General features: G+C 69.8%; 11 protein-coding genes and 1 rRNA gene. 1 reads left to right on the forward strand and 11 read right to left on the reverse strand.

The window, feature by feature from the left end; translation table 11 throughout:
* The first annotated feature begins 18 nt into the window (after positions 1-18).
* Entirely contained in the window at positions 19-405 is a 387-nt protein-coding gene (locus ACTWP8_RS36790) for a PRC-barrel domain-containing protein (protein WP_443326415.1), read from the forward strand.
* Here ACTWP8_RS36790 and ACTWP8_RS36795 read toward each other — a convergent pair.
* The 11 genes from ACTWP8_RS36795 to rrf all read right to left on the reverse strand — a co-directional run.
* Positions 312-1,868 carry a DNA polymerase IV gene (locus ACTWP8_RS36795; protein ID WP_443326416.1) on the reverse strand — a complete coding sequence of 519 codons (1,557 nt, stop codon included), beginning with the start codon at positions 1,866-1,868 and terminating at the stop codon, positions 312-314. The genes ACTWP8_RS36790 and ACTWP8_RS36795 overlap by 94 nt on opposite strands.
* 56 nt (positions 1,869-1,924) lie before the next feature.
* Positions 1,925-2,539 carry a MerR family transcriptional regulator gene (locus ACTWP8_RS36800; RefSeq protein WP_443326417.1) on the reverse strand — a complete coding sequence of 205 codons (615 nt, stop codon included), beginning with the start codon at positions 2,537-2,539 and terminating at the stop codon, positions 1,925-1,927.
* A 205-nt stretch (positions 2,540-2,744) separates the two neighbouring features.
* Positions 2,745-3,218: a bifunctional nuclease family protein gene (locus ACTWP8_RS36805; RefSeq protein ID WP_360861600.1), complete on the reverse strand. Its 474-nt coding sequence runs from the start codon at positions 3,216-3,218 to the stop codon at positions 2,745-2,747.
* 50 nt (positions 3,219-3,268) lie between these two features.
* Positions 3,269-4,015 (reverse strand): transcriptional regulator FtsR, encoded by a 747-nt coding sequence (gene ftsR, locus ACTWP8_RS36810; RefSeq protein ID WP_443326418.1) that lies wholly within the window; start codon positions 4,013-4,015, stop codon positions 3,269-3,271.
* 30 nt (positions 4,016-4,045) lie between these two features.
* Positions 4,046-4,828: an FHA domain-containing protein gene (locus ACTWP8_RS36815; protein WP_443326419.1), complete on the reverse strand. Its 783-nt coding sequence runs from the start codon at positions 4,826-4,828 to the stop codon at positions 4,046-4,048.
* A 187-nt stretch (positions 4,829-5,015) separates the two neighbouring features.
* The gene (locus tag ACTWP8_RS36820; protein WP_443326420.1) at positions 5,016-6,083 is read right to left on the reverse strand and encodes a DUF881 domain-containing protein; all 1,068 of its coding nucleotides are present in this window, start codon (positions 6,081-6,083) and stop codon (positions 5,016-5,018) included.
* Positions 6,084-6,088: 5 nt separating this feature from the next.
* A complete protein-coding gene (locus ACTWP8_RS36825; RefSeq protein WP_019708255.1) occupies positions 6,089-6,421 on the reverse strand; it encodes a small basic family protein in 333 nt (110 codons plus the stop codon).
* Positions 6,418-7,338, reverse strand: coding sequence for a DUF881 domain-containing protein (locus ACTWP8_RS36830; RefSeq protein ID WP_443326421.1), 921 nt, complete (start codon positions 7,336-7,338; stop codon positions 6,418-6,420). Before ACTWP8_RS36830 ends, ACTWP8_RS36825 begins: the two co-directional genes overlap by 4 nt.
* Before the next feature lie 173 nt (positions 7,339-7,511).
* Positions 7,512-10,007 carry a sugar phosphate nucleotidyltransferase gene (locus ACTWP8_RS36835; RefSeq protein ID WP_443326422.1) on the reverse strand — a complete coding sequence of 832 codons (2,496 nt, stop codon included), beginning with the start codon at positions 10,005-10,007 and terminating at the stop codon, positions 7,512-7,514.
* 132 nt (positions 10,008-10,139) lie between these two features.
* On the reverse strand, positions 10,140-10,748 hold the full coding sequence (locus ACTWP8_RS36840; RefSeq protein ID WP_443315279.1) for a CDP-alcohol phosphatidyltransferase family protein: 609 nt from the start codon (positions 10,746-10,748) through the stop codon (positions 10,140-10,142).
* Positions 10,749-10,953: 205 nt separating this feature from the next.
* Positions 10,954-11,068: ribosomal RNA gene (rrf, locus tag ACTWP8_RS36845) — 5S ribosomal RNA — on the reverse strand; the annotation flags it as partial.

Raw genomic sequence — 11,068 nt, forward strand, 5'->3', positions numbered from 1 at the left:
GAGGAGTTGGAGGGCAGCGTGCAGTCCGAAATCGATCCGCGGAGCCTGATAGGACGCAAGGCGTTCGACCTGGACGGAGCGAAGATCGGCACCGTGGACGAGGTGTATCTGGATGACGCCACAGGGCGTCCTGAGTGGGCCGCCGTGCGCACCGGCCTGTTCGGGCGCGACGCGTTCGTACCCCTGGAGCCCAGCGAGGTCGTCGACGACACCCTGCGGGTCCCCTACCACCGGTCTCTGATCAAGGACGCTCCCGACTTCGGCGTGGGGCGGCACCTCTCGCCGGAGCAGGAGCTGCAGCTCTACCACCACTACGGGCTCGACGCGTCCGCTCCGGGCAGCGGCCAGGACGACGGGGAGGACGGCGACCAGGACTTCGGCCGTATTGCCGGCGAAGGCGACTGATCGTCCGCGTACGCGTGCGCGTCCCCGTTCTCGGGTGACACCAGAGGCAGAGGCTCGGACGGCTCCAGGCCGGGGTCGTCCACGGGGAACGTGCGCACCCGCCCAGGCGCCGACCACGGCTGTTCGAAGCGCACGGTGACCTTCCCGACCCCGCTGCCCTGCACCCAGCCAGGTCCGAACTCCGCATGCCGGACGTCATGGCCCGGCACCCAGCGCCTGTGGCCGGGCTCCGGCGCCGCTTCCTCCGCCCCGGGCGGCGCTCCCCCATAGCCTTCGGCATGGGTGGGGGTCCCGGTAGCTGGGGGAGGACCGCCACCCGCGGTCTCCGGTTCCGCGCCGCCGGCCTCCGCCTCCGGCCCCGGTACCTCCCCCACGTGGGCCGTCTCCGCCGTCGCGGCCTGCGCGAACAGGTCCTCCTGCGTGAAGTCGGCGAGCCCGCTGACCCCGACGCCGAGCAGCCGTACGCCGCCCGTGGTGTCCACGGTCTCGATGAGCCGCGCGGCGGCCTCCCGGATCACCGCGGGGTCGTCGGTGGGCCCGCGCAGCGTCTCGGAGCGGGTGAGCGTCGAGAAGTCGTAGCGCCGGACCTTCAGCACGACCGTACGGCCCGACCGGCCCGCCGAGCGCAGCCGTCGCACGCACCGGTCGGCGAGCCGCGCGACCTCACCCCGCACCCGCGCCCTGTCGTGGAGGTCGATGTCGAAGGTGTCCTCGACGGATACGGACTTGGCGTCCCGCTCCGCGACCACCGGACGGTCGTCGAGGCCCAGGGCCATGGCGTGCAGCGAGCTGCCGTGCGCTTTGCCCAGCAGCCGGACCAGCTCGTCCTCCCCTGCCTCGGCCATCTCACCCACGCTGTGGATCCCGGCCCTGCGCAGATGCTCGGCGGTGGCCGGACCGACGCCCGGGAGGGTGCGGACCGTCATGGGCGCCAGCAGCTCACGCTCCGTGCCGGGCGCGATGAGCACCAGTCCGTCCGGTTTCGCCTGCTCGGAGGCGATCTTGGCGAGCATCTTCGACCCGGCGAGGCCCACCGAGCCCGTGAGGCCGGTGACGGCCCGGATGTCGCGCCGCAGCCGCTCCCCCACCGCGCGCGCGGCGTCCGCCGACGCCGCCACCCCGCCGGCCTCGAGGTCGACGAAAGCCTCGTCCAGGCTCAGCGGCTCGACCAGCGGGGACAGCCCGTGCAGCAGCTCCATGACCGCGTCGCTGACCTGGCGGTACAGCGTGAAGCGCGGAGCGAGATAGGCGGCGTTCGGGCACAGCCGCCGGGCCTGGCCGGTCGCCATGGCGGAGTGCACCCCGAAGACCCGCGCCTCGTACGACGCCGTGGCCACCACGCCGCGCGGACCGATGCCGCCGACCACCACTGGCTTGCCGCGCAGGCTCGGCTTGGCCGCCTGCTCCACCGCGGCGAAGAACGCGTCCATGTCGAGATGCAGGATGGTCGGTGCGGACCTCACACCACCGATCCTGCCCTACGGCACTGACAACAGGCCGTGTACGGGGCTGCGGCGGGTCAGACGGCCCGGTTGCGGCGACGGGCGAGCTCGTCGGCCGGGTTGTGCCCGACGAGCGTCTCTCCGGTGTCCACCCGCTCGCCGTGAAGCTGGGACAGGGCGTCCTCCACGTCCCGCCAGACCACGCCGACCGCGATGCCGAAGATGCCCTGTCCGCCCTGGAGCAGACTCACCACATCGTCCGGGGACGAACACTCGTAGACGGTCGCGCCGTCGCTCATGAGCGTCATCTGGGCGAGGTCGGCTCGCTCCTTGGCGCGCAGGTGCTGGACGGCCGCACGGATGTTCTGCAGCGAGACGCCGGTGTCCAGGAAGCGCTTCACGATCTTCAGGACGACGACGTCCCGGAAGCTGTAGAGCCGCTGGGTGCCCGAGCCGTACGCCGACCGGACGCTGGGTTCGACGAGCCCCGTACGCGCCCAGTAGTCCAGCTGGCGGTACGTGATGCCCGCCGCCGCGCAGGCGGTGGGCCCGCGGTAGCCGATCAGATCGGACTGGTCAGGGGCCACGCTGTCCGGAGCCGCTGCGCTGTGCCGCCGGATGGTGGGGTCGGACGCACGTCCGTGGAGCGGAATGGGACCGCCCGCCGCTGTACCGTCGCCGGTGCTGCTCACGCCGACCTCCGTCCTTGACCTGCCTTCTCGACGGTAGGCAGTCACCCCGGGTGCGTCAACGATCGCCACACTCGCCACGCCGAGTGATAATCACCCTAAGGGTGGTTTCTCGTGACCCCTTCCGGGGAAGGGCTAGCCGACTGGCCTGGCCGCGCGCCGGTCGGGCGGCCGATCGGGCTGATTCCCCGGCCTCCCCGGCCCCGGCTCACTCCCTGTTGGTGCCGAAGTCCTCGGGCGAGATCTGATCGAGGAACTCGCGGAACTTCTCGACCTCGTCCTCCTGCTCGTCCGGGATGGCGATTCCCGCGTCGTCCAGCACACCGTCGCTGCCGTAGATGGGCGTGCCAGTGCGCAGCGCGAGCGCTATGGCGTCGGACGGCCTGGCGCTGACCTCGACCCCGCTGGCGAAGACCAGCTCCGCGTAGAACACGCCCTCACGCAGATCCGTGATGCGGACCTCGGTGAGAGTCTGGCCGACGGCCTCGAGCACGTCCTTGAAAAGGTCGTGGGTCAGCGGCCGGGCGGGCGCCATGCCCTGCTGGGCAAAGGCGATGGCGGTGGCCTCCCCGGGCCCGATCCAGATGGGGAGGTAGCGGTCGCCTCCCACTTCACGCAGGAGCACGATCGGTTGGTTGGAGGGCATTTCCACCCGGACACCGACGACGTCGAGCTCGTTCACACAGCAACCCTAGGACGTGCCCGGGCGGTTTGGGTAGTCGGGCCCGTCCTTCAGTGCAGCCGGCCCCGCAGAGCGGACTGTACGAGCGCGGCGTGCAGCCGTACGGAAAGCGTCGCCAGCTCGCGGGCCGTGGACTCCGCGTGATTCCTGGTCTGGGGGTTGCGGTGGCGCCTGAGCGGGGCCACCACCTGCTCGACGAGGTCCGCCTGCCGGTCGGCGGCGGCCTTCATGACCCGCAGGTGGCGGGGCTCGAGACCGAAGCGCCCGAGGTCGGCGACGAGCTTGGCGACGGAGACCGCCTCGATGTCGTAGCCCCCGTCCCCGTCCGGCGCGATCAGGCCGTACGACTCCCACTCGGCGAGCTCGTCCTCGCCGACCTCGGCCGCGGCGAGGAGCTCGGCGCGGCCGACGCGGGCGCCCTCCGGGGCCCCGGCGCCCTGCTCCAGCGCCTGGTCGAGCAGCTCACGCGGCCGACCGGGGGCCGGGAGCCGGACCTGCTCGCCGCGCTCCAGGGCGTCGAGGTGCTCGCGGATGACCTTCAGCGGCAGATAGTGGTCCCGCTGCATGCGCAGTACGCAGGCGAGCCGCTGGACGTCCTCGGGGCTGAACTTGCGGTAGCCGGAAGGGGTCCGCCGCGGCTCGACCAGGCCCTCCGCCTCCAGGAAGCGGATTTTGGAGATGGTGACCTCGGGAAACTCCTCGCGCAGCTGCTGGAGCACCGCGCCGATGCTCATCAGCCCGCCGCCTGCCGGGGTGGCGGTGCCGGGACCGGCACCGCCCGACCGTGTCCGACGCATGGCCCTTCCCTGATCGGGTCGCCTGACGGGTCAGATGCCCCGCTGGCTGGCGTAGAAGACCAGCCGGTACTTGCCGATCTGCACCTCGTCGCCATTGGACAGCGGGACCGAGTCGATCCGCTCCCGGTTGACATACGTGCCGTTCAGGCTGCCGACGTCGGACACCGTGAAGCCGCCGTCGGGACCGCGGCGGAACTCCACATGCCGCCGGGAGACGGTCACGTCGTCCAGGAAGATGTCGCTCTGCGGGTGGCGCCCGGCCGTGGTCAGGTCGCCGTCCAGGAGGAAGCGGCTGCCGGAGTTCGGCCCGCGGCGGACCACCAGCAGCGCCGAGCCGAGGGGCAGGGCGTCAACGGCGGCCTGCGCCTCGGGGGACAGCGGTGGCACCGTCTGGCCCGTGGCCTCGGCCTCGTACGCCTCAAGACCCGAGATCGAGATGGTGGAGGTCGTCTCCGAGGAACGCTCGCCCGACCCCCCTGCGCGCAGCGGCGCTCCGCAGTTGGAGCAGAACCGGCTGGCCTCTGCATTCCGGTTTCCGCACCGCGTACAAACAGGCAAGGCCGTGAACCCTCCACCCGTACTTGAGGTTGATCGTTCCTCGAAACCTATGCGCCCGGATGCCGCAGGGTCAACAGAAGACGCGCCGTGACCACCCGGAATGTCGCCGCCGGAGCCCGCGATTTCGTCGCGGAACAGCGGCCGCTCCTCCGACGCGGCGCTCTCCTGGGCGGGGCGCCCCGCGCGGTGGCGGGCCGCGCCGCTGCCGCCGCCTTCACGCGCGCTCTTGCCGAACAACTTCGCAAACAACTTCACGGGCGATTCCCCTTGACCGAAACAGACCCGCCCGTGGGGCAGGACGAAACCTCGCTGCACACCCGGCCGACCCGGACATCTTCACAACGTCCGTGACCCTCAGACAGTTTCCACCACACACCACCCCCGCAGTGCGCCGACCCCCCGCGACTTCCCGCACCGGCCGCGCGGCCCCTGCGCGATCCGTTCACTGCGATGACAACCGAGCGTAGTCAGGCCGCTCCGCCGATCGCAAGGCGTCCACGACGATCCTCTCGGAGCGGGCGACGGACACCGTGGCCTGCTCCTTCTCCAGAGTCTGCACCACTCCGCCCGGGATGTTCAGCGCCGGTTCGAGGTCCTGCGGCTTGCCGATGACCTTGAAGCGGTAGGGCTCGGAGATCGGCTTCCCGTCGACCCGTACACCGCCCCCGGCGTCGGAGAAGTACGTGTCGGCCACGACCCGTACGTCGTTGATCTGGATGGCCTCCGCGCCCGCGGCCCGCAGCTCCTGGATGGCGTCGAGCAGCATGTCCGCTTGCACGGTCCCGGCGTCGCTCACCGTGATGGTGATGCCGGGCCCCTCGGCCGCGACCGTGCCCGCGAGCACGCCGAGCTGCTGCTCCTTCTGGACCGTCTGCTTGCGCGCCTCTTCGGCCTGGTCCGAGCTGTTCTCCAGCTCGGTGCGCTGGTTCTCCAGGCGGCGCTTCTCGTCCTCGAGGCGCTGGGTGCGGTTGTCGAGCTCGTCCAGGATCCGTACGAGGTCCTCCTGGCGGGCGCCGCGCAGAGCGCTGTGCTCGGTGGTGGAGCGCACCTGGATGGCCAGGCCGAGGCCGAGCACGAACAGCAGGAGGGCGACGATCAGTTGGGCGCGGGTGACCCGGGGCGGCCATACGCCTGCGGCCAGCCGCTGCCGGCCGGTGAGCCGCGCCTCAGAAACCGCCCCGGGCTCTTCCCGCGCCTGCGGCTCATCCGCAACGTCCGAGGCTTCTGGGGTTGTTGGGGCCTTCGGTGCTTTCGGTGCTTTCGGTGCCTCTGAGGCTTCCGGCTCGGGAGAGGGACGCTCGGCGGCGTCCTCCGGCTCCGGGGTCCGTCCCGCTTCCGGGGTCTGCCCTGCTTTCGGAGCCCGTTCCGCTTCCGGGGTCTGCCCTGCTTTCGGAGCCCGTTCCGCTTCCGGGGTCTGCCCTGCTTTCGGAGCCCGTTCCGGCTTCGGCGTCTCTTCGGGCTCGCGGCCTTCCGGCGTTTCCGGGGTCCTGGGTGTCTCGTCGTTGCTCATCGGCCTCACGCCCGGAACACGTGCCGACGGATCGCGGCGGCGTTGGAGAAGATGCGGATGCCCAGCACGACGACGACACCGGTGGACAACTGCGCGCCGACGCCGAGCTTGTCACCGAGGAACACGATCAGCGCGGCGACCACCACGTTGGACAGGAACGACACCACGAAGACCTTGTCGTCGAAGATGCCGTCCAGCATGGCCCTGAGGCCCCCGAAGACCGCGTCGAGCGCGGCGACGACGGCGATGGGCAGATAGGGCTCGACCACCGCCGGCACCTCGGGCCGGACCAGCAGTCCCACCACGACTCCCACGACGAGGCCCAGTACGGCGATCACGATGTGCCCTTCCCTGTGTCGGCGGCGCTCTTCTCCGCGCTCCCGGCTTCCGGCTTAGCGGTACGTACGATCATGCTGGGCGCGGCAGGCAGCCGGATGTCGTCCTGCGCGGAGATGTTCGCGCGGACACCGTAGTTCTCCTTGAGCACCTGGAGGTACTGCCCGTCGGCGCTGCTCTGGAAGTCGGCGGCCAGGCGCTGCCCGTCCCCCACCGCGAGCACCGTGTACGGCGGCACCAGCGGTTTGTTGTCGACCAGTATGGCGTCACCCGCGGCCCTGATCGCCGACAGGGCCGTCAGCCGCTGGCCGTTGATCGCGATGGCCTCCGCCCCCGACTCCCACAGGCCGTTGACGACCCGCTGCAGGTCCCGGTCGCGGACGCGGCCGGTGTCGGTGAAGCCGCTGCTCTCCCGGGGGCCTTCGCCGCCCTCGTCGGCTTCCTTGGCGTCGTTCACGACCAGCTTCACGCCGGGGCCGTGCACCGGCACCGCCCCGGCCAGCAGGCCGACAATCTCCCCCTCGCCGCCGCCGTGCTCCTCCAGGGCCTCGCGCTGCCGCTGCCCGACCTCGTCCCTCAGCTCGTCCACGCTCTCCTGGAGCTTGTCCGCTTCCGAGGTGTCGCTCTCGATGCGGTCGATCAGCTCCTGCCGCTCCTTGGCGAGAGCCGGGGCCGATATCTGCGTCTCCGCGGCGCCTACGGTCACCACGGCCGCGGCGAGGACGAGGCCTGCGGCGAGCCCGAGCCGGGCGCGCAGAGTCTTCGGCAGCCCCTTGCCGCCTTCGGCTTCGCGCCGGGCGGCGGCCTCGACGTAGCCGTCGTCGAGGCTGTGGTCCATCACGTTGGTCAGCAGCGACATCGAGGCGTCGGGGCGCGAGGGCGGCGAAGCGGAGCTCCGAGCGGGGTGCTGCTGCGACATGCCGCACATCGTCGCACGTCGTGGCCGCTACCGCCGAATGGGGCCATCGACGCGCCGGTGCGGGGCCCCGCGTCTTTGGCGCCCCTCACCGGGGCCGTATGGCGGCGCACCGATCCGCCGGCCAGGGCAGAGCCTGGGAGGGCTCCTACGGCCGGCGAACGGGTGCGTGGAGGTCAGCGGCCGGCGCTGTCGACCACCGCGGACCACTCGTCGAGGAGCGCCTGCGCCGAGGCCTCGTCCGGCCCCTCGGCCCACAGGTGCGTGACGGCCTCGGCCGGGTCGGGCAGCACCATCACCCAGCGGCCGTCGGCCTCCACGACCCGTACGCCGTCGGTGGTGTCCACGAACCGGTCGCCCGCCGCCTCCACCACCGTCCGCATGACCAGTCCCTTCACCGCCCACGGGGTGGCGAGGTCACGGCGCTGGACGTGGGCCCGCGGAATCCGGGCGTCGATCTGGCTCAGCGTGAGCTGCGTACGGGCCACCAGGCCGATGAGCCGTACGAACGCGGCCGTTCCGTCGAAGACACTGCTGAACTCCGGCACGATGAAGCCGCCGCGCCCGTCACCGCCGAAGATCGTCGTCTCGTCGCGGCCGACGCGGGTGAGGTCGTCGGGCGACGTCGTCGTCCACTCCACCTGCGTGCCGTGGTAGGCCGCGACCTGCTCGGCGATCCGCGTCGTGGTCACGGGCAGCGCGACGCGGCCGCTGCGCCGCTCCGCGGCGACCAGGTCGAGCATGACCAGCAGCGCACGGTCGTCCTCGACGATCCGGCCCCGCTCGTCCACGAGCGAGATCCGCTCGCCCACGGGGTCGAAGCGGACACCGAAGGCGGCACGGGCGGACGCGACGATCTCACCGAGCCGTACGAGGCCGGCGCGGCGGGCGTCCGCCGTCTCCGTCGGCCGCGACTCGTTGAGGCCGGGGTTGATGGTGAGGGCGTCGACGCCGAGTTTGCCGAGGAGGCTGGGCAGCACAAGGCCCGCGCTGCCGTTGGAGGCGTCGACGACGACCTTGAGCCCGGAGTCGGCGACACCGCTGTTGTCCACGGCGCGCAGCAGCGATCCGGTGTACGAGTCGAAGACGCTTGCGGGAAAGCGCAGATCGCCGATCTCGCCGGGGAAGGCCCGCCGGTATTCCTGTCGGGCGAAGACCCGGTCGAGCTTGCGCTGGCCGGCCTGGGAGAGGTCCGCGCCCCGCTCGTCGAAGAACATGATGTCGACCGAGTCCGGGACCCCGGGTGACGTTCGGACCATGATGCCGCCGGCGCCGCCGCGGGCGGTCTGCTGGCGGGCGACGGGCAACGGGACGTTCTCCAGGTCCCGTACGTCGATCGCGCTGGCCTGGAGGGCCGAGATGACCGCCCTCTTGAGAGCGCGGGCGCCACGCGAGTGGTCACGGGCGGTGGTGACGGTCGAGCCCTTCTTCAGTGTGGTCGCATACGCACCGGCGAGGCGTACGGCGAGCTCCGGCGTGATCTCCACATTGAGGATCCCGGAGACGCCGCGGGCGCCGAACAAGTGCGCCTGGCCGCGAGATTCCCAGATGACCGAGGTGTTGACGAACGCGCCCGCTTCCACGGTCTTGAAGGGGTAAACGCGAACATTGCCCTGGACGATCGATTCTTCGCCGATCAGGCACTCGTCACCGATGACGGCACCGTCCTCGATACGGGCGGCGCGCATGATGTCGGTGTTCTTGCCGATCACGCATCCGCGCAGATTGCACTGCTGCCCGATGTAGACGTTGTCGTGGACAACGGCCTTGTGGAGGAAAGCGCCGCTCTTCACGACCACGTTCGATCCGACGACAGTGTGCTCGCGGATTTCGACGTCCGCTTCCACCTTCGCGTAGTCACCGATGTAGAGCGGCCCGCGGAGAACGGCGTCGGGATGCACCTCGGCGCCTTCGGCGACCCAGACGCCCGGCGAGATCTCGAAGCCCTCCAGATCGACCTCGACCTTGCCCTCGAGGACGTCCGCCTGCGCCTTGACGTAACTTTCGTGTGTGCCGACGTCCTCCCAGTAACCCTCGGCCACGTAGCCGTAGATGGGCTTGCCTTCCTTCATCAGCTGAGGAAAGACATCGCCGGACCAGTCGACGGACACGTCGGCCTCGACGTAGTCGAAAACCTCCGGCTCCATGACGTAGATACCGGTGTTGACGGTGTCGGAGAAGACCTGGCCCCAGGTGGGTTTCTCGAGGAATCGCTCGACCTGGCCGTTATCGTCGACGATGGTGATGCCGAATTCCAGCGGATTGGGCACACGCGTCAGACATACCGTGACGAGCGCGCCCTTCTCCTTGTGGAAATTGATCAGCTCCGTGAGATCGAAATCAGTGAGCGCATCGCCGGAAATAACGAGGAAGGCATCGTCCTTCAGCGCTTCCTCTGCATTCTTGACACTGCCGGCGGTGCCGAGTGGCTTTTCCTCATGCGCATAGGTGAGTTCCATGCCGAGTTCCTCACCGTCGCCGAAGTAGTTCTTGACGAGAGAGGCGAGGAACTGCACGGTCACCACGGTCTCGGTGAGACCGTGCCGCTTGAGCAGCCGCAGTACGTGCTCCATGATCGGCCTGTTGGCCACAGGCAGGAGCGGCTTGGGCATGCTCGAGGTCATGGGACGAAGGCGAGTACCTTCGCCACCGGCCATCACGACGGCCTTCATGTCGGAAGCGTCCTCCTTGAAGAGACGACGGTCAAGCCGACTGCGCCCGTCCAGATGGCCCTCGGATCTCGCAAATCGGGCCCCGGCGTGCGGTAAGGCGGTCGAAAATGCGGTGTAACCGCATCGGCGAGCTCAGTCGGCCGCGGCGTCCGCCCGCACGAGTCGGCGGACCTGAACCACGTACAGGATTCCTGCCCACCAGTAGAGCGTTGTACCCCATCCGGCGAACGCCCATCCGAAAATAGCAGCGAGTGAGGGAACCCAGCCACTTCCGTCACTCAGCAGAAGCAACGGGAAGGCGTACATGAGGTTGAACGTCGCCGCCTTCCCAAGGAAGTTCACCTGCGGCGGCGGGTAGCCGTGACGGCGGAGGACCCCGACCATGATGAGAAGGACCAGCTCCCGGGCCAGCAAAACGGCCGTGAGCCACAAGGGGAGGATTTCGCGCCAGGTCAGACCGACGAGCGTGGAGAGGATGTAGAGCCGGTCCGCGGCCGGGTCCAGCAGCCGGCCCAGGCTGCTGACCTGGTTCCACCGCCGCGCCAGCTTGCCGTCCAGGTAGTCGCTGACACCGCTGAGGGCAAGCACGAGCAGCGCCCAGCCGTCGCTCTTGGGGCCGCCGAACTCGGGCCGGAGGATCAGCCAAAGGAAGAGCGGTACACCAATGAGACGCGCCATGCTGAGGATGTTCGGGATGGTGAGGACACGGTCCGTCTGGACGCGCGTCTCCTGGACCTCCACCCGGGAGCCTCCTGGAAGAACGTGCCAACGATGCCCCCTGACCCTACCGGCAGGCATTGACGACCTGCACAGAGGCCCTGCCCGTCCCGCAGGTGGACGGGAAAGCAGTGCCCGGAAGCAGATACGGACGCAGATGGGATACAGAAAAGCCGTGGTTCCCGGGTCGAATACGAGTATTCGACCCGGGAACCACGGCTCAATGTTTGTTCGGCGGCGTCCTACTCTCCCACAGGGTCCCCCCTGCAGTACCATCGGCGCTGAAAGGCTTAGCTTCCGGGTTCGGAATGTAACCGGGCGTTTCCCTAACGCAATGACCACCG

Source organism: Streptomyces sp. 7N604 (genome assembly GCF_052245475.1).
GTDB lineage: Bacteria > Actinomycetota > Actinomycetes > Streptomycetales > Streptomycetaceae > Streptomyces.

Coding starts and splice junctions, on each gene's coding strand:
- ftsR (WP_443326418.1), bottom strand. CDS start 4,015: ATGCGTCGGACACGGTCGGGCGGTGCCGGTCCCGGCACCGCCACCCCG.
- ACTWP8_RS36820 (WP_443326420.1), bottom strand. CDS start 6,083: ATGAGCAACGACGAGACACCCAGGACCCCGGAAACGCCGGAAGGCCGC.
- ACTWP8_RS36830 (WP_443326421.1), bottom strand. CDS start 7,338: ATGTCGCAGCAGCACCCCGCTCGGAGCTCCGCTTCGCCGCCCTCGCGC.
- ACTWP8_RS36835 (WP_443326422.1), bottom strand. CDS start 10,007: ATGAAGGCCGTCGTGATGGCCGGTGGCGAAGGTACTCGCCTTCGTCCC.